This is a genomic window from Methylobacterium platani (assembly GCF_001653715.1).
Lineage (GTDB): Bacteria > Pseudomonadota > Alphaproteobacteria > Rhizobiales > Beijerinckiaceae > Methylobacterium > Methylobacterium platani.
On the sequence record NZ_LWHQ01000027.1, the window covers coordinates 15,636 to 37,036 of the forward strand.

The following is a 21,401-nucleotide window of genomic DNA, read 5'->3' on the forward strand; positions in this document are numbered from 1 at the left end:
CGCCGGCACCCCGTCACTCCTGCGGCGGCACCCGGCAGGGGCCGGAACGGGCGACGACGAGGGCGATGCCGCCGAGGATCGTGGCCGCGCTCGCCGCGAGGCGGAGTGTCACGGCCTCGTCGAGGGCGATCGCGCCGGCGACGGCGGTGACGACGGGCACGCCGAGCTGCACCGACGCGCCCTGGACCGGGGACAGGCCGCGCAAGGCGGCGTACCAGACCGCGTAGCCGAGGCCCGATGCCAGGATGCCCGACAGCGCCGCGTAGGCGACGCCCAGGAGGTCGATGGTCGGCCCCGTGACGATCGCCGGGCCCAGCGCCAACGCGGCGACCGGCGCGGCGCGAAGGAAGTTGCCGGCGGTGGCTGCGAGCGGATCGCGCGCGCCCCGCCCCAGCAGCGAATAGGCCCCCCACGCGACCCCTGCGGCGATCATCAGGCCGCTTCCCTCCACGGAGGGGGCCGAGGCGCCCGGGCCCAGGAGCGCCGCGAGGCCTCCGAGCGCGAGGACGAAGCCGAGCGCCTGCGGCCCGGTCGGCCTCTCGCCCCGGACCAGGGCCGCGGCGACCATGGTGACCTGCACGGCGCCGAACAGCAGCAGCGCGCCTGCGCCCGCCGGCAGCGTCACGTAGGCGAACGAGAAGGCCCCGGCATAGACGCACAGCGCCAGCGCGCCGCCCCACGAGCCGCCGACCGGCGTGCCCCGTCGCTCGAGCCGGAGGACGAGCCACAGGGCGGCCGCGCCGGACACGAGCCGGATCACCGTGAAGCGGCCCGGATCGATGAGCTGATGGGCAAGGGCGAGGCGGCACAGGAGCGAGTTCCCGGCAAAGGCCAGCAGGGCGAGGGCGGTGAGCCCGGCGATTCGCATCGCCGGAACCCGCGGGAGCGCTGCGCGCGTCACGGTCCCGCTCCGGGTCAGGCGTGGGCGGCGGCGAGGGCGCAATCGAGGTCGGCATGGAGATCGTCGACGGCCTCGAGGCCGGTCGATAGGCGCAGCAGGTCGGCGGGGCAGGGGGTCCCGGGCCCCTCGATCGAGGCGCGGTGCTCGATCAGGCTCTCGACGCCGCCGAGCGAGGTTGCCCGCTTCCACAGCCGCACGGACGCGGCCGTCGCGACGGCCGCCGCCTCGCCGCCGCGGACCCGGACCGAGAGCATGAACCCGAAGCCGTTCTCCATCTGCCGGGCCGCGACGGCGTGGCCGGGGTGGCCGGGCAGCCCCGGATAGAGCACCTGGGCGACCAGCGGATGCGCCGCCAGCCGCTCGGCGAGCGCCTGCGCGGCGCGCGCCTGGGCGGCGGCCCGGACGAAGACCGTCTTCAGCCCGCGCTGAAGCAGGTAGGCCTCCAGCGGACCGAGGATCGCGCCCCCGCCCCGGCGGATCGTCTCGAGGCGGTCCCAGTACTCGTCCGGCCGCGCGCCCGCCAGGACGCCCGCGATCACGTCCGAATGGCCGTTGAGCACCTTGGTGGCGGCGTGCATGACGATGTCCGCCCCGAGCGCCAGCGGCCGGGTGTGGTACGGCGAGGCGCAGGTGGAATCGACCGCGAGCCGGGCCCCGGCCGCGTGGGCGATGTCGGCGGCGGCGGCGATGTCGGTGATCGTCCACAGCGGGTTCGAGGGCGTCTCGATCCAGACGAGCTTGGTCTCGCCCGGCCGCATCGCGGCCTTCAGGGCGTCGAGGTCGTCGGTGGCGACGAAATCGACCCGCAGGCCCCACCGGGTCGCCTCGGTGCGCAGCCAGTTGCGCAGCGACCAGTACATGACGGCCGAGGCCACGACGTGGTCGCCGGGGGCGAGCGCCATGAAGCAGGCGGTCGCGGCCGCCATCCCGGAGGAGAACAGGAGCGCGCCGGCCGGCGCCTCCTCCAGCATGGCGATGACGGCCTCGGTGTCGCGCACCGTGGCGTTGTCCGGCCGGCCGTAGACGAAGCCCGAGGCATAGCCGTTGTCGGGATCGCGCAGGTAGGTCGTGGACAGGTGGATCGGCGGCACGACCGCGCGGGTCTGCGCGTCGATGCGGCCCATCGCCTGCGCCGCCAGGGTCTGTCTCGTCCAGCCGTCCATCGTCCCGCCTCCGCGTCGCGGTCCGGCCCGTCCGGCTCGTCCGCCGCGGCAGCGTGCCTGGAAGCCGCCGCCCGGTTTGGGCTATTTCCGCTGCCGGGCGGCGAAATCAGCCGGATTGCGGGGGTTGGACGGCGAAAATGGTCGAACTCGACGATTTCGATCGCGCGCTCCTGAGGGAGATGCAGCGCGACAACCAGACCCCCGCCCGCATCCTGGCCGAGCGGGTCGGGCTCTCGCCGAGCGCGGTGCTGCGACGGCTGCGCCGCCTGCGGGCCGAGAAGGTCATCACCGCCGACATCTCGGTCGTCAGCCCGAAGGTGCTCGGCGTGCCGGTCATGGTGCACGTCCTCGTCTCCATCGAGCGGGGATCGCGGACCTACAGCGACTTCGCGCGCAAGCTCCGTCTCCGCCCCGAGGTCCGGCACGCCGCCTACGTCACCGGCGGCGCGGATTTCGTGCTGCACCTGCAGGTCGAGAGCATGGAGGCCTACGCCGCCTTCGCGCGGGAGGTCTTCCACGACGATCCGAACGTCTCGGAATACCATACCTACGTCGCCATGCAGGAGATCGTCGGCCCGGCCGCGAGGAGACCGCCGGACCCGTGAGTCGGGCGCGCCCGACGTCCGGCGTGGGTCGTTACGCCCCGGGCAGGAACAGCCCCCGCTCCGCCTCCACCACCGCGTAGATGTGCTCCGCCACCGCCCGGATGCGGGCGAGGTCGCGGCTGTCGGCGTGCATCATCAGCCAGAAGCTGCGGGTGAGCGTGATCGCTTCCGGCAGCACGCAGGCGAGGTCGGGGTGCCCGGCTGCCATGAAGCAGGGCAGCACCGCGAGGCCGAGGCCCGCCGCCGTCGCCTGGAGCTGCGCGTTGAGGTTGGCGCTGCGCAGGCGGGCGCCGACCCCCGGCGCGACCTGGTGCAGGTAGTCGAGCTCCGGCGAGTAGAGCAGCTCGTCGATGTAGCCGACGAAGCGGTGGCCCGGGAGGTCGCCCCGGCTCCGGATCGGCGGATGCCGCGCGAGGTAGGACGGGGCGGCGTAGAGCTTGAGGGCGTAGTCGGTGAGCTTGCGCCCGACGATCCGTCCCTCCGGCGGCAGGCTCAACCCGATCGCGATGTCGGCCTCGCGCTTCGACAGGCTGAACAGCCGGGCGGTCGCCACGAGCTCGATGTCGAGTTCGGGATGGCGCTCGACGAGGCCGGCGAGGCGCGGCGCCAGGAAGGTGCTGCCGAAGCCGTCCGGGGCGCCGATCCGCACCGTGCCGACGAGCTGCGACGCCGCCCGGCCGATCGCCGCCTCGCCGTGGATGATCGCCGATTCGACCGCGTCGGCGGTCGCCACCAGGGCGAGGCCGCCTTGCGTCGCGGTGTAGCCCGAGGCGCGGCGGTGGAAGAGCTGCTCGCCCAGCCGCCGCTCGAGCCGGTCGATGCGCCGGATCACCGTCGCGTGGTCGACCCCGAGGCGCCGGGCCGCCGCCGAGACCGTGCCGGCCCGATGCACCGCCAGCACGAAGCGGTAATCGTCCCACACGTCGCCTTTTCCACCCTCCGGTTCCCGCATTCGCGCACACCCGTTCCGCTCCCACGCCCCTTCCGCTATGGGGATCGCCAGGGCAAGGTGGCCCCAACACATCCGATCCAGGGAGGATCCCTCATGGCGCGCGAAGTCGGGCACTTCATCGGCGGCGAGCACGTTCCCGGCCGCTCGGGCCGCACTTCCGACATCTACCAGCCGATGACCGGCGAGGTGATCGGGCGACTGGCGCTGGCGAGCCGGGCCGAGATGCGCGCGGCGATCGAGAATGCCGCCAAGGCGCAGGTGGGGTGGGCCGCCACCAACCCGCAGCGCCGCGCCCGCGTCATGATGCGCTTCCTCGACCTCGTCGCCCGCGAGATGGACGGCCTCGCGGATCTCCTCGCCCGCGAGCACGGCAAGACCATCCCCGACGCCAAGGGCGACATCCAGCGCGGCGTCGAGGTGGTGGAGTTCGCCTGCGGCATCCCGCACCTGCAGAAGGGCGAGTACACCGAAGGCGCGGGCCCCGGCATCGACATCTACTCGATGCGCCAGCCGCTGGGCGTGGTCGCCGGCATCACGCCGTTCAACTTCCCCGCCATGATCCCGATGTGGAAGTTCGCGCCCGCCATCGCCTGCGGCAACGCCTTCATCCTCAAGCCCTCGGAGCGCGATCCGGGCGTGCCGATGCGGCTCGCCGAGCTGATGATCGAGGCGGGCCTGCCGGCCGGCATCCTCAACGTCGTCAACGGCGACAAGGAGGCGGTCGACGCGATCCTCGACGACGACATCATCCAGGCGGTCGGCTTCGTCGGCTCGTCCGACATCGCCCAGTACGTCTATGCGCGGGCGACCGCGACGGGCAAGCGCGCCCAGTGCTTCGGCGGCGCCAAGAACCACATGATCATCATGCCCGACGCCGACATGGACCAGGCGGTCGACGCCCTGATGGGCGCCGGCTTCGGCTCGGCCGGCGAGCGCTGCATGGCGGTCTCGGTGGCGGTGCCGGTCGGCGAGAAGACCGCCGACGCGCTGATGAGCAAGCTGATCCCGCGGGTCGAGAGCCTGAAGATCGGCCCGTCGACCGACCCGAGCGCCGATTACGGCCCGCTAGTGACGAAGGCGGCGCTGGAGCGCGTGCGCAACTACGTCGAGATCGGCGTGAACGAGGGCGCCAAGCTCGCGGTCGACGGCCGCGCCTTCAAGATGCAGGGCTACGAGAACGGCTTCTACATGGGCGGCTGCCTGTTCGACCACGTGACGCCGGAGATGCGGATCTACAAGGAGGAGATCTTCGGCCCCGTCCTGTCGGTGGTGCGGGCGAAGGACTACGCCGAGGCCCTGCGGCTCCCCAACGAGCACGAATACGGCAACGGCGTCGCGATCTTCACCCGCGACGGCGACGCCGCCCGCGACTTCGCCGCCAAGGTGCAGGTCGGCATGGTCGGCATCAACGTGCCGATCCCGGTGCCGCTGGCCTACTACACCTTCGGCGGCTGGAAGCGCTCGGGCTTCGGCGACCTCAACCAGCACGGGCCCGATGCCGTGCGCTTCTACACCAAGACCAAGACGGTCACCCAGCGCTGGCCGTCGGGGGTGAAGGAAGGCGCGCAATTCTCGATGCCGGTGATGCAGTAAGCACGTCGCGCGCGCGGGTTTCTCCCTCCCCCCTCTGCGGGGGAGGGTGCCCCGCGAAGTGGGGCGGGAGAGGGGCAGCGCGACGCTGAAGGACGTGGCGCCCTTCACCCTGGTCGCGACCTCTCCGGAAGCGGCGCCCCCTCTCCCGGCTCGCTCCGCTCGCCACCCTCCCCCGCAGAGGGGGGAGGGAATCGGCGCCTTTTCCGGCGCCGGACACGGACAACAACCAAACAGAACAGGAGGAAAAGCCGCCATGACCCTGTTCACCCTCCCCGAGGACCAGATCGCCATCCGCGACATGGCGCGCAGCTTCGCGGCCGAGCGGATCGCGCCGCACGCCCTCGACTGGGACGAGCGCAAGCATTTCCCCCTCGACGTGCTGCGGGAAGCCGCCTCCCTCGGCATGGGCGGCATCTACATTTCCGAGGAGCACGGCGGCTCGGGCCTGACCCGGCTCGACGCCGCGCTGATCTTCGAGGCCCTGAGCCTCGGCTGCCCGACTGTGGCGGCGTTCCTGTCGATCCACAACATGGCCGCCTGGATGATCGACCGGTTCGGCTCAGGAGCCCAACGCGAGCGCTTCCTGCCTCCCTTGTGCCGGATGGATCAGGTCGCGGCCTACTGCCTGACCGAGCCGGGCTCGGGCTCGGATGCGGCGGCGCTCCGCACCACCGCGCGGCGCGAGGGCGACCATTACATCCTCGATGGCGCCAAGCAGTTCATCTCGGGCGCCGGCGCAGCGGACTGCTACGTCACGATGGTGCGCACCGGCGAGGCGGGGCCGAAGGGCATCTCGACCCTGGTGGTGCCCTCCGACGCGCCGGGCCTGTCCTTCGGGCCGAACGAGCGCAAGATGGGCTGGAACGCCCAGCCGACCCGGGCGGTGATCTTCGAGAACTGCCGGGTCCCGGTCGAGAACCGCCTCGGCGAGGAGGGGATCGGCTTTCGCATCGCCATGGCGGGGCTCGACGGCGGCCGGCTCAACATCGGCGCCTGCTCGCTCGGCGGGGCGCAGGCCGCCCTCGACAAGAGCGTCGCCTACATGGCCGAGCGCAAGGCCTTCGGGCAGCGCCTCGATCAGTTCCAGGCACTGCAGTTCCGCCTCGCCGACATGGCGACCGAGCTCGAGGCCGCCCGCGCGCTCCTCTACGGCGCGGCAGCCAGCCTCGACCGCAAGGATCCCGACGCGACCCAGCGCTCGGCGATGGCCAAGCGCTTCGCCACCGATACCGGCTTCCGGGTCGCCAACGAGGCGCTGCAACTCCACGGCGGCTACGGCTACCTGTCGGAATACGGCGTCGAGAAGATCGTCCGCGACCTGCGGGTGCACCAGATCCTGGAGGGCACCAACGAGATCATGCGGTTGATCGTGGCGCGGGGGCTGGTGGGGAGCTGAGGCGTGGCCCCGTCAAGCCGAGCGGGGTTCGAGCGCCCGCCGAACGCCCTCGGGATCGTGCGCGATGACCGTGAGGTAGGCCTGCGCGGGCTGGTCGGGGATCGTGCGGCCCTGCTCCCAGTCGCGCAGGGTACCGAGCGGGATGTGATAACGCGCGGCGAACTCTTCCTGGCTCAGCGCCAGGGCCCGCCGCAGGGTGCGGATGCGGGGCAGGCGTCGGGCATCGGCCAGTCCTTCCGGAGTAACCGGGCGCGCGTCAGGGTCATCCGCAGCGGCGCTCGCAACCGCCTCGTCCGTCATCGGTCGCAGGGGCGTCGGCGCGAACGGTGTCTCGCGTCCGTCCGTGTGGCACCGCACGACGGTGCCGTCAGACCGAATTCTCGCGGAAATAATGGTCTCGCTCATGTCGCTCTGCCCGTCGAGCGGAGATCAGGCGGATCTCCTCACTGCGTTCCGTATAGGTCACGAACAGGATGACGCCGTCGCACATGCCGAGCATGTTGATGCGCTCCTCGCCATAAGCCTCCCTTTCGTCGATCTGCTCGACGGCAAAGGGATCACGAAACGCCGTGACGGCGGTCTCGAACGCGACGCCGTGGCGGCGCAGGTTCGAAGCCGCCTTCCGCTCATCCCAGGTGAACCGGTTCGCCATGGATGTACGGACGCCCCGCAGCTCATTCAACCAACCATAAGGCAACAAGGAAAACAACGATGACGCAGATCGCCTTCCTGGGCCTCGGCAACATGGGCGGGCCGATGGCCGCCAACCTCGTGGCGGCCGGGCACGCGGTGACGGGATTCGACCTGGTGCCGGCGGCCCTCGACGCCGCCCGCACCGCCGGCATCACGGTCGCCGAGAGCGCCGAGGCCGCGGTGGCGGGCGCCGGGATCGTCGTCACGATGCTGCCGGCGGGGCGCCACGTGCTCGCGGTCTACGATGCGGTGCTGCCGCACGTCCCGCCCGATGCGCTGATGATCGACTGCTCGACCATCGACGTCGCCAGCGCCCGGGCGGCGCACGAGACGGCGCGGGCCAAAGGGCTCGCGAGCCTCGATGCCCCGGTCTCCGGCGGCGTCGGCGGCGCCAAGGCCGCGACCCTGACCTTCATGGCGGGCGGATCTCCGGAGGCCTTCGCCCGGGCCGAGCCGGTCCTGGCGAAGATGGGCCGCAAGGTCGTGCATTGCGGCGAGGCCGGTGCCGGCCAGGCCGCCAAGATCTGCAACAACATGATCCTCGGCATCTCGATGATCGGCGTCGCCGAGGCCTTCGTACTGGCGGAAAAGCTCGGCCTGTCGCATCAGGCGCTGTTCGACGTCGCCTCGACCTCCTCGGGCCAGTGCTGGTCGCTCACCACCTACTGCCCGGTCCCGGGCCCGGTTCCGGCGTCCCCGGCCAACACCGATTACAAGCCGGGCTTCGCCGCAGCCCTGATGCTGAAGGACCTGCGCCTGGCGCAGGAGGCGGCCGCGGGCGCGGGCGCGGCGACACCGCTCGGCGCCCATGCCGAGGCGATCTACGCCGCATTCGAGGCGGCGGGGCAGGGGGGGACCGACTTCTCCGGCATCGTCCGCCACCTGCGCGAGGCCGGCCGGGAGTGAGGTGACGGGGGCGACGCCCCCGCGAAGGGTTTTTAGAAGGGGCGGCCGGGGGTCCCGGCCGCCACCGGGGCTCAGCTGTGGGCCAGGATCGCCAGCAGCAGCAGGGCGATGATGTTGGTGATCTTGATCGCCGGGTTCACGGCCGGGCCGGCGGTGTCCTTGTAGGGATCGCCGACGGTGTCGCCGGTCACCGCCGCCTTGTGGGCGTCGGAGCCCTTGCCGCCGTGATGGCCGTCCTCGATGAACTTCTTGGCATTGTCCCAGGCGCCGCCGCCCGAGGTCATCGAGACCGCGACGTAGAGGCCGGTGAGGATCACGCCGAGCAGCATCGCGCCGACTGCCGCGAAGGCCTGGCCCTTGCCGGCGATGGCCTGGATCACGAAGAACAGCACCACCGGCGACAGCACCGGCAGCAGCGAGGGAACGATCATCTCCTTGATCGCCGCCTTGGTCAGCATGTCGACGGCGCGGCCGTAATCGGGCCGCTCGGTCCCCTGCATGATGCCGGGCTTCTCGCGGAACTGGCGGCGGACCTCCTCCACCACGGCGCCCGCCGCGCGGCCCACCGCCGTCATGGCGATGCCGCCGAACAGGTACGGGATCAGGCCGCCGAGGAGCAGGCCGACGACCACGTAGGGGTTCTGCAGCGAGAAATCGACGGTGACCCCCTGGAAGAAGCGGTACTGCGTCGCCGAGGCGTTCTTGATGAAGTAGTTGAGGTCCGAGGTGTAGGCGGCGAAGAGAACCAGTGCCCCGAGACCCGCCGAGCCGATGGCGTAGCCCTTGGTGACGGCCTTTGTGGTGTTGCCGACCGCATCGAGCGCGTCGGTGGACTTGCGCACCTCCTTCGGCAGCCCCGCCATCTCGGCGATGCCGCCGGCATTGTCGGTGACGGGCCCGAAGGCGTCGAGGGCGACGACGACGCCGGCGAGCGCCAGCATGGCGGTGACCGCGATGGCGATGCCGAACAGCCCGGCGAGCGAGTAGGTGACGATGATGCCGGCGACGATCACGATCGCCGGCAGCGCGGTCGATTCGAGCGAGATCGCCAGTCCCTGGATCACGTTGGTGCCGTGGCCGGTGACCGAGGAATGGGCGATCGACTTGACCGGCCGGTAGCGAGTGCCGGTGTAGTACTCGGTGATGACGACGATCAGCGCCGTGATGACGAGGCCGGCCACCGCGCACAGGAACAGGCTGAGCGAGGTGAAGCTGTCGCCGCCGGTGGTGGTGAAGCGGGTCGAGAAGCCGCCGAACATCACGAGGTTGAGCCCCGCGATCGCCACGACCGAGAGCGCGCCGGCGCCGATCAGGCCCTTGTAGAGCGCCCCCATGATCGACTGGTTCGAGCCGAGCCGGACGAAGAACGTGCCGATGATCGAGGTGACGATGCAGGCCGCACCGATCGCCATCGGGTAGATCAGCATCGTCTCGAGCACGTTGCGCCCGGCCACATCGACCTGGCCGGCGAAGAAGATCGCCGCCAGCACCATCGTGGCGACGAGGGTGACCGCGTAGGTCTCGAACAGGTCGGCGGCCATGCCGGCGCAGTCGCCGACATTGTCGCCGACATTGTCCGCGATGGTGGCGGGGTTGCGCGGATCGTCTTCCGGGATCCCGGCCTCGACCTTGCCGACGAGGTCGCCGCCGACATCGGCGCCCTTGGTGAAGATGCCGCCGCCGAGACGGGCGAAGATCGAGATCAGCGAGGCGCCGAAGCCCAGCGCGACGAGGGCGTCGATCACCTCGCGGCTCGACGGGTTCAGGCCGGCGAAGCGGGTGAGGTAGGTGTAGTAGAGCGCGACGCCCAGCAGCGCGAGGCCGGCCACCAGCATGCCGGTGACCGCGCCCGACTTGAACGCCACCGAGAGGCCGGCGCCGAGCGACTGGGCCGCGGCCTGGGCCGTGCGGACGTTGGCCCGCACCGAGACGTTCATGCCGATGAAGCCGGCGACGCCCGACAGGACCGCGCCGATCAGGAAGCCGACCGCGACCTTGACCCCGAGGAACCACGCGAGGAGCACGAACAGCACCACGCCGACGGCGCCGATGGTGGCGTATTGGCGGCGCAGGTAGGCCTGGGCGCCCTCGGCGATCGCGCCGGCGATCTCCTGCATGCGCTGCGTGCCGGAATCGCGCCGCATGACGTCGTTGATGGTGACGATGCCGTAGGCGACGGCGCAGAGGCCGCCCAGGATGATGAGCAGGAGTGCGGTCATTCTACCGTCCTTGATTGTCGGGCGTTCCCGCGACGTCGGACGGCCGAGATGGCGAGCGGCCGTTTTGCGCGACGCGAGCCTCCCTCCCTGTTGAGCGGGTCGGCGCGCCGGCGTCGATCCGCCTCATAGTCGTGCCAAACTTCCCACCCGAGCGCAAACGCTCCCAAGCTTCGTCCGCCTGAGACTTTCGATGCCGGGCGCCGGGCATCCGGGGCGGGTCAGAAGTGGCTGAACGAGCCGGAGCGGAAGCTCCTCGGGCTGCCGTCGGGCGCGCGGAAGACCGGCGGGGCGCCGCCCTCGGTCACGATGCCGATCTCGGCGAGCGGCAGGCCGGCCCGTCGGGCCGCCTCCAGCAGCGCCGGCACCTGCGCCGGGTCGGCCGCGCACAGGATCTCGTAATCGTCGCCGCCGGTGAGCGCGGTGTCGAGGGGCGCTCCCGCCGCCACGGCCGCCCGGGCCGCCTCCGACAGTGGGATGCGGGCGATCTCGACCTCGGCCGAGAGGTCGGCGGCCCGCATCATCTTGGCGAGGTCGCCGACGAGCCCGTCGGAGACGTCCATCGCCGCGCGGGCGTGCGCCCGCAGGGCCGGGGCGAGGGGGAGGCGGGCCTGCGGGTGCAGGTAGCGGTCGACCAGGGCGGCGCGGGCGGGGAAGGACAGCGCTTCGCCCCAGGCCGCCGCGGGCTTCTGCCGGAGCTTGAGGCCGAAAGCCGCGTCGCCGATGCTGCCGGAGACGAGGAGGCGGTCGCCGATCCGCGCCGCGCCGCGCCGCACCATCGCGCCGGACGGGACCTCGCCGAGCGCGGTGATGCCGACGAGGGTCTGCCCCCCGGACCGCACGGTGTCGCCGCCCAGAAGCGGGCAGCTCGCCAGCGCCGCGGCCTCGCTCAGGCCGGTGCAGAACTCGGCGAGCCAGGCCTCGTCCCACGAATCCGACAGAGCCAGGGTGAGGAGGAAGCCCCGCGGTTCGGCGCCCTTGGCGGCGAGATCGGACAGGTTCACCCCCAGCGCCTTGCAGGCGATCGAGGAGGCCGGGTCGTCGGGGAAGTAGTGCACCCCGGCCACCACCGCGTCGGTGGTCAGCACGAGGTCGTGTCCCGGGCTCGGAGTGAGCAGGGCCGCGTCGTCGCGCAGCGACAGCCCGCCGGCGCCGGCGAGCGGCGCGAAGTAGCGGGCGATCAGCTCGTCTTCCGTGGGGCGGGGCAGGTTCTGAGGGGCCATCGCGTGGCGGTCTCGCGGCGGGGGGCGGAAGGCGGGCGACACCGCGATCCGCCCGAGCCTCGGCCGCCAGCTAGAGCGCAGTGCGGCGGATGCCGCAACGTTCTAACGGCGAAACTCGGAAAATTTTCCGAAATGCCTGCGGCGTGTCGCGCCGCCGGCCGGGGACGGCACGCGGACTCAGCCGGCGCGGGACCCCTTGGTGAAGTCGTCGGGGCGCACCGCGCGACCGACCTTGTCGAGCACCGCGTTGACGAGGCCGGGCTCCTCGCCCTCGTAGAAGCTGTGGGCGACGTCGACGTATTCCGAGATCGCGACCTTCACCGGCACGTCGCGGCGGAACATCACCTCGTAGGCGCCGGCGCGCAGGATCGCCCGCACCACCGCCTCGAGGCGCCGCAGGGGCCAGCCGGCGGCGAGGGCCGCGTCGAGGCGCTGGTCGATCGCCCGCTGCTCCTCGACGGTGCCGCGCAGCAGGTCGCGGAAGAAGGCGGTCTCGGCCGGCGGGTGCTCGACCTCGTCGATGACCTGGCCGATCCAGAAGGCCTCGAACTCGGCCAGGGCGTCGATCACGCCCTTGCCGGAGATCTCCATCTCGTACAGGGCCTGGACCACCGCGAGGCGGGCGCCGCTGCGCTCGGCGGGCTTCATCTCACTCGGTCTCCGAATTACGGCGGGGGGTGAATCCGATCGTGCGGTCCTGGCGGCCCGCTTCCTCGGCGCGGCGAAGCGCCAGCACCGCCAGCGCCGCCTCCGCCGCGCCGCCGCCCTTGTTCATCTCGGCGACGCGGGCGCGGGCCTGGGCCTGGGCCTCGGTCTCGACGGTCAGGATGCCGTTGCCGAGCGGCAGGCGAAGCCCCACCGACAGGTCCATCAGCGCGCGGGCGCTCTCGCCGGCGACGATGTCGTAATGGCCGGTCTCGCCGCGGATGACGCAGCCGAGCGCCACCACGGCGTCGTAGGGCTTGCGCGCGCGGGCCGCGGCCTCGAGCAGGATCGCGACGGTCTGGGGGATCTCGAGCGCGCCCGGGACCGTCACGACCACCGCCTCGGCCTCGGCGGCCTCGATCGCGGCACGCGCGCCGGCGAGGAGCTCGTCGGCGATGTCCTCGTAGTAGCGGGCCTCGACGACCAGCACCCGGGCTCCGGTGAGCCGGGGACGGTCGGCTCCGCTGTCGCGGCGTGGCGTGACCATGGCGAAACTTCTTGCATCTCGAACGGGCGCCGGCACGAGCGCGCGGCCGGACGGCCTCGCTGCGAGGCATCGCCGGCGGGGGAGGGGAGCACTAGACCGAAGCCGGTCCTGCCACAAGTGCGCGCGTCTCCCGCGGATCGTCGCGTCTCGCCCGCGACGGCTCGCCGGACTCGCCGCCGCTCTCCTTGCCAAGCGAGGACAATCCGGTCATCCCGGGCGTCGGAGCCGGGCCGCGACCCTGCCCGCAAGACGAATCTTGCCGCAAGAAGAAACTCGCCACAACCAGATCCGCCCGGGAGGGGAAAGCCGTGACGACCGACATCGAAGCCCGCACCATCAAACGCATCAGCTGGCGCCTGATCCCGTTCCTGATCGTCTGCTACTTCGTAGCCTATCTCGACCGCGTCAATGTCGGGTTCGCCTCGCTGACCATGAACCGGGACCTCGGCATCTCGGCCACCGCCTACGGTCTCGGCGCCGGGCTGTTCTTCATCACCTACTTCATCTTCGAGGTGCCCTCGAACCTGGCGCTCGAGAAGTTCGGCGCGCGGCGCTGGATCGCCCGCATCATGCTGAGCTGGGGCGTGATCTCCGGCGGCATGGCCTTCATCGGCGGCGAGACGAGCTTCTACATCATGCGCCTCCTGCTCGGCGCGGCCGAGGCCGGCTTCTTCCCGGGCATCATCTTCTATCTCACGCTCTGGTTCCCGGCCGCCTACCGGGCCCGCATCGTCTCGCTGTTCATGGTGGCGATCCCGCTCTCGAGCGTCATCGGCTCGCCGATCTCCGGTCTGCTGCTCGAGATGGACGGCGTGCTCGGCTTCAGGGGCTGGCAGTGGCTCTACGTGATCGAGGCGCTGCCGGCGATCGTGCTGTCGGTGATGACCTACCTCTACCTCACCGACCGGCCGGCCGACGCCAAGTGGCTCGCCGCCGACGAGCGCGCCTGGCTCGAGCAGACGCTCGCCGCCGAGGCCGCCCACAGCCCGCGCCAGGGCCACGTGCCGCTGACCCAGGAGATCCTCAACCCGCGGGTGCTCGCCATCGCGGTCGTGTATTTCGGCGCCGTCGCGCTGCTCTACGCCTTCGGCTTCTTCCTGCCGCAGATCTTCAAGGGCTTCGGTCTCACCAACGCCCAGACCGGCTTCCTGATGATCGTCCCGTACGCCGTCGGCACCGTCGGCATGCTGTGGTGGGGCAAGCGCTCGGACGCCAAGCGCGAGCGGCGCTACCACCTGGCCGCGGCGCTCGCCTGCGCCTCGCTATGCACCATCGGGGCGGCACTCGTCGGCGATCCGATCGTCAAGGTGCTGCTGTTCTCGGGCGCCGCGCTCGGCATCTTCGGGGCGCTGCCGATCACCTGGACGCTGCCGACCGAGACCCTGTCGGGAGCGGCCGCCGCCGGCGCGATCGCGGTGGTGAACTCGATCGGCAACCTGTCGGGCTTCGTCGCCCCCTACGCCGTCGGCGCGATCAAGGACTGGACCGGCAGCTTCACCGGCGGCCTGCTGCTGATCGCCTGCGCGGGCATCGTCGGCATGATCACGGTGCTGCGCCTGAGCCACACCAGCGCACCCGTGGTGTCCGGTCGCGTCGGCGCCGCCGCCGAGTAGGCCCGCGAGGCTCCGGGACGGCCCCGCCGGGCCGTCCCGGAAACCCGCGCCACACTCACGGGAAATCTGGAATTCCTCCGGATCGCGCGGCCTTTTCGCCCTTTATTCCGGGGCTTGGCCGTGCAAGAGAGCTACCCGCGCGGCGACGCCCGGTCGCATTGCCGCCACGAGCGGGGAGGTGCTTCGGTCCGGCAGGATCGGGGAACCAGAACCCCGCCGACCCTTCCCGCGGGCCTCGACGCCTTCATCGCCGCGCTTGAGCGGCCCGCGCCGTCAACGATTTCTCGGGAGAGCCGGAACTTGGCCACCACCGCCGCCCCCTCCGACGCCGCGCATCCCCACGGGACGACCCGCCGGGACTTCCTGTTCCTCGCCACCGGCGCGGGTGCCGTGGTCGGGGCCGTCGCTCTGGCCTGGCCCTTCGTCGCCTCGATGGCGCCCGATGCCGAGACGATCGCCGCGGGCGCGCCCATCGACGTCGACCTGACGCCGATCGCCGACGGGCAGATCGTCAACGTGTTCTGGCGCGGCAAGCTGATCTTCGTGCGCCACCTCACGGAAAAGGAAGTCGCCGACATGAAGGCGGTCGCCCCCGCCGGCATGATCGACCCGGCGCCGTTCCTCGGCCGCGTGAAGGACGGCCACGAGCGCTGGCTCGTGACCTACGGCAACTGCACCCATCTCGGCTGCGTGCCGATCGCCAATGCCGGCGGTCACGAGGGCTGGGGCTGCCCCTGCCACGGTTCGCAGTTCGACGCGGTGGGCCGCGTGACCCGCGGGCCCGCGCCGATCAACCTGCCGATCCCGCCCTACGCCTTCCAGGGCGACACCAAGGTCCGCATCGGCGAAGGCGCCACCGCCTGACTCCGCCGATCGTGAAGCAACGCCAGACGCGGGCTGCCCCATGAGCGCACACGCCACCACCTACGTACCCAAGAGCCGCATCGCGAAGTGGTTCGAGGCCCGGCTGCCGATCGTCGGCCTGGTCCATTCCTCGTTCATCGCGTTTCCGGTTCCCCGTAACCTGAACTACTTCTGGACGTTCGGCGCGATCCTGATGGTGATGCTGGGCTCCCAGATCATCACCGGCGTCTGGCTGGCGATGCACTACCAGCCCTCGGCGACCGAGGCGTTCAACTCCGTCGAGCACATCATGCGCGACGTGAACTACGGCTGGCTCCTGCGCTACATGCACGCCAACGGCGCGTCGATGTTCTTCATCGCGGTCTACGTGCACATGTTCCGCAACCTCTATTACGGGTCGTACAAGGCCCCGCGCGAGGTGCTCTACATCCTCGGCGTGATCATCTACCTGCTGATGATGGCGACCGCGTTCCTCGGCTACACCCTGCCGTGGGGCCAGATGTCGTTCTGGGGCGCCACCGTCATCACCAACATCCTGGCGGCGATCCCGATCGTCGGCGACACGATCCAGAGCCTGCTCTGGGGCGGCTACTCGGTCGGCAACCCGACCATCAACCGCTTCTTCTCGCTGCACTACCTGCTGCCGTTCATGATCGCCGGCGTCGTCGTCCTGCACGTCTGGGCGCTGCACGTCACCGGCCAGAACAACCCGACCGGCATCCCGATCAAGACCGGCAAGGACGCCGTGCCCTTCACCCCCTACGCGACCATCAAGGACGTGTTCGCGGTGGTGGTGTTCTTCGTCTTCTTCGCCTACTGGATCTTCCTGCAGCCGAACTACCTCGGCCACGCCGACAACTACATCCCGGCGAACCCCGCCGTGACGCCGGCGCACATCGTGCCCGAGTGGTACTTCCTGCCCTTCTACGCCATCCTGCGGGCGGTGCCGGACAAGCTCGGCGGCGTGATCCTGATGTTCGGCGCGGTGATCATCCTGGCGCTGGCGCCGTGGCTCGACACCTCGCGGGTCCGCTCGGCCAACTACCGGCCGATCTACCGCCAGTTCTTCTGGGTCTTCATCTTCTGCTGCTTCCTGCTCGGCTGGCTCGGCTCGAAGCCCCCGGAGGGCGGCTACGTCCTCGCCTCGCGCCTCGCCACGGTCTACTACTTCGCCCACTTCCTGATCGTGATGCCGCTGGTCGGCCTCTTCGAGACCCCGAAGCCCCTGCCGGGCTCGATCCTCGAGAGCGTCACCGGCCCTGGCAAGCAGGTCGGCTCCTCCGGCATGCCGGCCGGCGCCGCTGCGGCTCCCCCGACCAAGGGCTGACGAATGCCCCGGGCGGGCGGGTGCTCCAGGCATCCGCCCGCTCCATGATCGCGATGAAGCACTAACGACGCCGCAAGGGGCATCGAGGGGAATGATCAGAACACGCACTCTCGTGGCAGCCGCGCTCGCCGCCATCCTGTCGGTCGGCGCCGCCTCGGCGGAAGAGCACGGGCCGCTGCCGCACCGCGAGAAGTGGACCTTCTCGGGGATGTTCGGCACCTTCGACCAGGCGCAGCTGCAGCGCGGCTTCCAGGTCTACCGCGAGGTCTGCTCGAACTGCCACAGCCTGAACTACATCCGCTTCCGCAACCTCGAGCAGGAGGGCGGGCCCGATTTCTCCGCCGCCCAGGTCAAGGCGCTGGCGGCCGAGTACAAGGTCAAGGACGGGCCGAACGATTCCGGCGACATGTTCGAGCGGCCTGGCCGCCCGGCGGACAAGATCCCGGCGCCGTTCCCGAACGAGCAGGCCGCGGCCTCCGCCAACGGCGGCAAGGCGCCGCCGGACCTGTCGCTGATGGCCAAGGCCCGCACCTTCGCCCGCGGCGGTCTGTGGTTCATCATCGATTGGCTGCCCTTCATCGGCTACACCGAGCAGGGTCCGGACTACATCCACGCCCTCCTCAACGGCTACAAGGAGGAGGTGCCGAAGGGTGTGACCGTGCCCGAGGGCGGCCACTACAACGAGTTCTATCCGGGCCACGTCATCGCGATGCCCAAGCCGCTCAGCGACGGTCAGGTGACCTACGCCAAGGGCGCCGACGGCAAGCCGGTCGCGCCGGAGACGGTCGACCAGTACTCGCGCGACATCACCGCCTTCCTGATGTGGACGGCCGAGCCGCACCTCCTGGCGCGCAAGTCGCTGGGCCTGCGGGCGCTGCTCTTCCTCATCGTGCTGGCCGGCCTGCTCTACTACGTGAAGAAGAAGATCTGGTCGGACGTCGGCGGCGAGACGCACGGGCTGCAGCCCGAGCTGCACAAGACGCACTGACGCCAGCTCCCAACCCTGCCAGAGGCCCCGCAAGGGGCCTCTTTTCGTTACAGGAGAACCCTGATGGCCAAGGCCGTGCTCGGAGTGATCGGCGGGTCGGGCGTCTACGACCTGCCCGGGCTGGAGGACGTGCGCGAGGAGGCGATGACCTCGCCCTGGGGCGAGCCCTCGGACGCCTTGCGCATCGGCCGGATCGGACGGACCGAGGTGGTGTTCCTGGCGCGCCACGGCCGCGGCCACCGGCTCTCGCCGTCGGGCATCGACTACCGGGCCAATATCGACGTGATGAAGCGCGCCGGCGTCACCGACATCGTCGCGCTCTCGGCCTGCGGCTCGTTCCGGCAGGAGCTCTATCCCGGCCTGTTCGTGCTCGTGGACCAGTTCGTCGACCGCACGGTCGGCCGGACCTCGTCGTTCTTCGGCAACGGCTGCGTCGCCCACGTCTCGATGGCCCATCCGGTCGGACCGGCCCTCCAGGCCCGCATCCTCGCCGCCGCGGAGGCCGAGGAGATCGCGGTGCGCAAGGGCGGCACCTACGTCTGCATGGAGGGGCCGCAATTCTCGTCCTACGCCGAGTCGCTGAGCTACAAGGCTCAGGGCTACGACGTGATCGGCATGACCAACATGCCGGAGGCCAAGCTCGCCCGCGAGGCCGAGATCACCTACGCGACGATCGCGATGGTGACCGACTTCGATTGCTGGCACCCGGAGCACGACGCCGTCGACGTCGCCGCCGTGGTGGCGGTGGCCCGCGCCAACGCCGCCAAGGCCGCCCGGCTGGTGAGCCGGCTGGCCCGCGACCTGCCCGCCGAGCGCGAACCCTGCCCGGCCCGTTCCGACCGGGCGCTGGACGGCGCGATCATGACGGCGCCGACCCACCGCGACCCGGCACTGATGGCCAAGCTCGACGCGGTCTGCGCGCGGGTGCTGGCGGACCTCTGATCCTGCCGACTCCGCACCCCCACGCTGGCATGACGGTATAAAGCCCGGATCACCCCTGGCATTTCCGCGGGCTGCCTTTTAACAAGGCAGCCCGTTTTCCGTTGACGACAGCTGCCCCTCGATGACCGATACCCCTCTCCGTACAGGCCGCGTCGACCGGCGCACCGCCGAGACCGACGTCAGCGTCGCGCTCACCCTCGACGGCACCGGCAAGGCCAGCATCGCGACCGGGGTCGGCTTCCTCGACCACATGCTGGAGCTGCTCGCCCGTCACGCGCTGTTCGACCTCGAGATCAAGGTCACGGGCGACCTCCACGTCGACCAGCACCATACCACCGAGGATTGCGGCATCGCGCTGGGCCAGGCCTTCCTCCAGGCGCTCGGCGACAAGCGCGGCATTCGCCGCTACGCCGACCTGCACCTGCCCATGGACGAGGCACTGACCCGGGTCGCCGTCGACATCTCGGGGCGGCCGTTCCTGGTGTTCCGTACCGAATTCGCCCGTGAGAAGATCGGCGTCTTCGACACCGAGCTGGTGCGGGAGTGGTTCCAGGCCTTCGCGATGAATGCCGGGATCACCCTGCACGTCGAGACGCTGTACGGCGACAACCAGCACCACATCGCCGAGAGCTGCTACAAGGGTCTGGCACGTGCCTTGCGGCACGCCGTCGAGGTCGATCCCCGCGAGGGCGGCCGGGTCCCTTCGACGAAGGGCTCGCTCTGAGGTTGCAGAACGCCGAGCGCGGCGCCGATCCCGACCAGACGGATCCCGGGGAGACCGGATGACCACCTACACCCTGCACGTCCCCGACGAGGTCGATCCCGGCGAGCCGGAGGCGCTCGACCGCGCCAAGCTGGTGCCGGACGCCTTCGTCTGGCCGGCCTTCTGGTTCTCCGCCCTGTGGTTCTTCTGGCACCGGCTCTGGCTCGCCGGGCTCGTGGTGCTGGCGGCCGAGATCGTGGTCTGGGCGGTAGGCTTCGCCCTCGGGTTGAGCCCGGTCGCCGGCTTCGTCATCGCGGTGCTCTTGTCCTGGCTCGTCGGGCTCGAGGCCTCGTCCCTGCGGCGCTGGACCTATGCCCGCACCGGCCGCCCGATCCGCGACGCGGTGACGGCGTCGGACGTCAAGGAGGCCGAGGTGAAGTTCGTCGCCCGGTGGCTGCGGGAGGAGGGCGCCCGCCTCGGCACGAGCCCGACGCCCCGGCCGGTCACCCCGGCGACCATCCGCGCCGAGAGCCCGGCGCTCGGCCTGTTCCCGGAAGCGCAGGGACCCCGGTGAGCGCCGCAACCACCTCGTCATCCGTTCCGTTGACCCCGATCACCGCGACCCGGGAGGACTTCCGTTGAGCGCGGACACAGTCGCCATCATCGATTACGGCTCGGGCAACCTGCACTCGGCCGCCAAGGCCTTCGAGCGCGCCGCCCGCGAGGCCGGCCTCGACGCCCGCATCGTCGTCACCTCCGACCCCGGGACCGTGGCCGCCGCCGACCGCGTCGTGCTGCCCGGCGTCGGCGCCTACGCCGATTGCCGGCGCGGGTTGGATGCCGTCTCCGGCATGGTCGAGGCGATGACCGAAGCGGCCCACGGCCGCGGCCGGCCGTTCCTCGGCATCTGCGTCGGCATGCAGCTGCTGGCGAGCCGCGGCCTCGAATACGAGGTCACGCCGGGCCTCGGCTGGATTCCGGGCGACGTCGCGCCGATCACGCCGTCCGATCCGGGCCTGAAGGTGCCGCATATGGGCTGGAACACGCTGCAGGAGCGCCGGTCGCACCCGCTGCTGGACGGCATCCCGACCGGGCCGGAAGGCCTGCACGCCTATTTCGTGCACAGCTACGCCCTGGTTCCGGCGGAGACCGGCGACGTGGTGGCCACCGCCGATTACGGCGGTCCGGTCACCGCCATGGTAGCCCGCGGTACCGTCGCCGGCACCCAGTTCCACCCCGAGAAGAGCCAGACCCTCGGCCTCAGGCTGATCGGCAACTTCCTGCGCTGGCGGCCCTGAGGGCCGCCGCCTCCTCCATCTCCTCAAGCCTTGCGGTGACGACGCGTGATCCTGTTTCCGGCCATCGATCTCAAGGAAGGGCGCTGCGTCCGCCTCGTGCAGGGCGACATGGCCCAGGCCATCGTCTTCAGCGACGATCCGGCGGCGCAGGCCGCGACGTTCCAGGAGCAGGGCTTCCCCTGGCTCCACGTGGTCGATCTCGACGGCGCCTTCGCGGGCGCGCCGATGAACGCCGCGGCGGTCGACGCGATCCTCGCCGCGGTCGAGATCCCGGTGCAGCTCGGCGGCGGCATCCGCGAGATGCGCACCGTCGAGGGCTGGCTCGCCAAGGGCGTCAGCCGGGTCATCATCGGCACCGCCGCCGTCAAGGACCCGACCTTCGTGCGCGAGGCCGCCCGCCGCTTCCCCGGCAGGATCGCCGTCGGCATCGACGCCAAGGACGGGCGTGTCGCGGTCGAGGGCTGGGCCAAGACCTCGACGGTGACGGCGGAAGAGCTCGGCCGCCGCTTCGAGGATGCCGGCGTCGCCGCGATCATCTACACCGACATCGCCCGCGACGGCATCCTCAAGGGCCTCAACATCCCGATGACGCTGGCGCTGGCGCAAGCCGTGAAGATCCCGGTCATCGCCTCCGGGGGGCTGGCCTCGATCGAGGACGTGCATCGGATCCTGGAGCCGGATTGCGCGGGCCTTGCCGGCGCGATCACGGGGCGGGCGCTCTACGACGGCCGGATCGACCCGAAGGAGGCGCTGGCCGCCATCGCGCGGGCGAAGGCTGCACTGGGCGCGTAGGGCACGAGGCGGCCGACGGCGTGAGGCGGACGGG

General features: G+C 71.0%; 22 protein-coding genes. 13 read left to right on the forward strand and 9 right to left on the reverse strand.

Features of this window, described 5'->3' with window-relative positions; all coding sequences use genetic code 11:
* Positions 1 to 13: 13 nt before the first annotated feature.
* Both A5481_RS14770 and A5481_RS14775 read right to left on the reverse strand, forming a co-directional pair.
* Complete coding sequence (locus A5481_RS14770; protein WP_064504014.1) at positions 14 to 868, reverse strand: DMT family transporter; 855 nt, start codon at positions 866 to 868, stop codon at positions 14 to 16.
* A gap of 47 nt (positions 869 to 915) precedes the next feature.
* Positions 916 to 2,064 (reverse strand): trans-sulfuration enzyme family protein, encoded by a 1,149-nt coding sequence (locus A5481_RS14775; RefSeq protein WP_048436447.1) that lies wholly within the window; start codon positions 2,062 to 2,064, stop codon positions 916 to 918.
* Positions 2,065 to 2,201: 137 nt separating this feature from the next.
* Between A5481_RS14775 and A5481_RS14780 the strand changes: the two genes are divergently transcribed.
* Positions 2,202 to 2,669, forward strand: coding sequence for an Lrp/AsnC family transcriptional regulator (locus A5481_RS14780; protein ID WP_048436446.1), 468 nt, complete (start codon positions 2,202 to 2,204; stop codon positions 2,667 to 2,669).
* A gap of 31 nt (positions 2,670 to 2,700) precedes the next feature.
* Here A5481_RS14780 and A5481_RS14785 read toward each other — a convergent pair whose 3' ends face one another.
* Positions 2,701 to 3,621, reverse strand: coding sequence for a LysR family transcriptional regulator (locus A5481_RS14785; protein ID WP_048436445.1), 921 nt, complete (start codon positions 3,619 to 3,621; stop codon positions 2,701 to 2,703).
* 93 nt (positions 3,622 to 3,714) lie between these two features.
* Between A5481_RS14785 and A5481_RS14790 the strand changes: the two genes are divergently transcribed.
* Positions 3,715 to 5,214 (forward strand): CoA-acylating methylmalonate-semialdehyde dehydrogenase, encoded by a 1,500-nt coding sequence (locus tag A5481_RS14790; RefSeq protein ID WP_048436444.1) that lies wholly within the window; start codon positions 3,715 to 3,717, stop codon positions 5,212 to 5,214.
* 253 nt (positions 5,215 to 5,467) lie between these two features.
* Positions 5,468 to 6,610 (forward strand): isobutyryl-CoA dehydrogenase, encoded by a 1,143-nt coding sequence (locus tag A5481_RS14795; RefSeq protein WP_048436443.1) that lies wholly within the window; start codon positions 5,468 to 5,470, stop codon positions 6,608 to 6,610.
* 12 nt (positions 6,611 to 6,622) lie between these two features.
* Here the strand turns inward: A5481_RS14795 and A5481_RS14800 are convergent, their stop codons facing one another.
* Entirely contained in the window at positions 6,623 to 7,015 is a 393-nt protein-coding gene (locus A5481_RS14800) for a helix-turn-helix domain-containing protein (protein ID WP_425339766.1), read from the reverse strand.
* Positions 6,978 to 7,262 carry a BrnT family toxin gene (locus A5481_RS14805; protein WP_048436441.1) on the reverse strand — a complete coding sequence of 95 codons (285 nt, stop codon included), beginning with the start codon at positions 7,260 to 7,262 and terminating at the stop codon, positions 6,978 to 6,980. Before A5481_RS14805 ends, A5481_RS14800 begins: the two co-directional genes overlap by 38 nt.
* 59 nt (positions 7,263 to 7,321) lie before the next feature.
* Here A5481_RS14805 and mmsB point away from each other — a divergent pair, with 59 nt between their 5' ends.
* The gene (gene mmsB, locus A5481_RS14810; RefSeq protein ID WP_048436440.1) at positions 7,322 to 8,209 is read left to right on the forward strand and encodes a 3-hydroxyisobutyrate dehydrogenase; all 888 of its coding nucleotides are present in this window, start codon (positions 7,322 to 7,324) and stop codon (positions 8,207 to 8,209) included.
* 71 nt (positions 8,210 to 8,280) lie between these two features.
* Here the strand turns inward: mmsB and A5481_RS14815 are convergent, their stop codons facing one another.
* The 4 genes from A5481_RS14815 to ribH all read right to left on the reverse strand — a co-directional run bounded on the left by A5481_RS14815 (position 8,281) and on the right by ribH (position 12,840).
* Positions 8,281 to 10,428, reverse strand: a complete 2,148-nt coding sequence (locus A5481_RS14815; RefSeq protein ID WP_048436439.1) for a sodium-translocating pyrophosphatase — start codon at positions 10,426 to 10,428, stop codon at positions 8,281 to 8,283.
* Positions 10,429 to 10,646: 218 nt separating this feature from the next.
* Positions 10,647 to 11,648, reverse strand: coding sequence for a thiamine-phosphate kinase (thiL, locus tag A5481_RS14820; RefSeq protein ID WP_082984924.1), 1,002 nt, complete (start codon positions 11,646 to 11,648; stop codon positions 10,647 to 10,649).
* A gap of 177 nt (positions 11,649 to 11,825) precedes the next feature.
* The gene (nusB, locus tag A5481_RS14825) at positions 11,826 to 12,296 is read right to left on the reverse strand and encodes a transcription antitermination factor NusB (protein WP_048432729.1); all 471 of its coding nucleotides are present in this window, start codon (positions 12,294 to 12,296) and stop codon (positions 11,826 to 11,828) included.
* A 1-nt stretch (position 12,297) separates the two neighbouring features.
* A complete protein-coding gene (gene ribH, locus A5481_RS14830; RefSeq protein WP_048432730.1) occupies positions 12,298 to 12,840 on the reverse strand; it encodes a 6,7-dimethyl-8-ribityllumazine synthase in 543 nt (180 codons plus the stop codon).
* Between the two features lie 308 nt (positions 12,841 to 13,148).
* On the opposite strand from ribH, the gene A5481_RS14835 reads away from it, so the two are divergent.
* The 9 genes from A5481_RS14835 (at position 13,149) to hisA (ending at position 21,367) form a co-directional block, all read left to right on the forward strand.
* Positions 13,149 to 14,453: an MFS transporter gene (locus tag A5481_RS14835; protein WP_048432731.1), complete on the forward strand. Its 1,305-nt coding sequence runs from the start codon at positions 13,149 to 13,151 to the stop codon at positions 14,451 to 14,453.
* A gap of 300 nt (positions 14,454 to 14,753) precedes the next feature.
* Complete coding sequence (gene petA, locus A5481_RS14840; protein WP_048432732.1) at positions 14,754 to 15,317, forward strand: ubiquinol-cytochrome c reductase iron-sulfur subunit; 564 nt, start codon at positions 14,754 to 14,756, stop codon at positions 15,315 to 15,317.
* 40 nt (positions 15,318 to 15,357) lie between these two features.
* Positions 15,358 to 16,644 (forward strand): cytochrome b, encoded by a 1,287-nt coding sequence (locus A5481_RS14845; protein ID WP_048432733.1) that lies wholly within the window; start codon positions 15,358 to 15,360, stop codon positions 16,642 to 16,644.
* A 91-nt stretch (positions 16,645 to 16,735) separates the two neighbouring features.
* Entirely contained in the window at positions 16,736 to 17,632 is an 897-nt protein-coding gene (locus A5481_RS14850) for a cytochrome c1 (RefSeq protein WP_048432734.1), read from the forward strand.
* 63 nt (positions 17,633 to 17,695) lie between these two features.
* Positions 17,696 to 18,574: an S-methyl-5'-thioadenosine phosphorylase gene (locus A5481_RS14855; protein WP_048432735.1), complete on the forward strand. Its 879-nt coding sequence runs from the start codon at positions 17,696 to 17,698 to the stop codon at positions 18,572 to 18,574.
* A 121-nt stretch (positions 18,575 to 18,695) separates the two neighbouring features.
* Positions 18,696 to 19,298 carry an imidazoleglycerol-phosphate dehydratase HisB gene (hisB, locus tag A5481_RS14860; RefSeq protein ID WP_048432736.1) on the forward strand — a complete coding sequence of 201 codons (603 nt, stop codon included), beginning with the start codon at positions 18,696 to 18,698 and terminating at the stop codon, positions 19,296 to 19,298.
* A 58-nt stretch (positions 19,299 to 19,356) separates the two neighbouring features.
* Complete coding sequence (locus A5481_RS14865) at positions 19,357 to 19,851, forward strand: DUF2628 domain-containing protein (RefSeq protein WP_048432737.1); 495 nt, start codon at positions 19,357 to 19,359, stop codon at positions 19,849 to 19,851.
* 64 nt (positions 19,852 to 19,915) lie between these two features.
* The gene (gene hisH / locus A5481_RS14870) at positions 19,916 to 20,575 is read left to right on the forward strand and encodes an imidazole glycerol phosphate synthase subunit HisH (protein ID WP_048432738.1); all 660 of its coding nucleotides are present in this window, start codon (positions 19,916 to 19,918) and stop codon (positions 20,573 to 20,575) included.
* Positions 20,576 to 20,620: 45 nt separating this feature from the next.
* On the forward strand, positions 20,621 to 21,367 hold the full coding sequence (gene hisA / locus A5481_RS14875; RefSeq protein WP_048432739.1) for a 1-(5-phosphoribosyl)-5-[(5-phosphoribosylamino)methylideneamino]imidazole-4-carboxamide isomerase: 747 nt from the start codon (positions 20,621 to 20,623) through the stop codon (positions 21,365 to 21,367).
* Positions 21,368 to 21,401 lie beyond the last annotated feature (34 nt).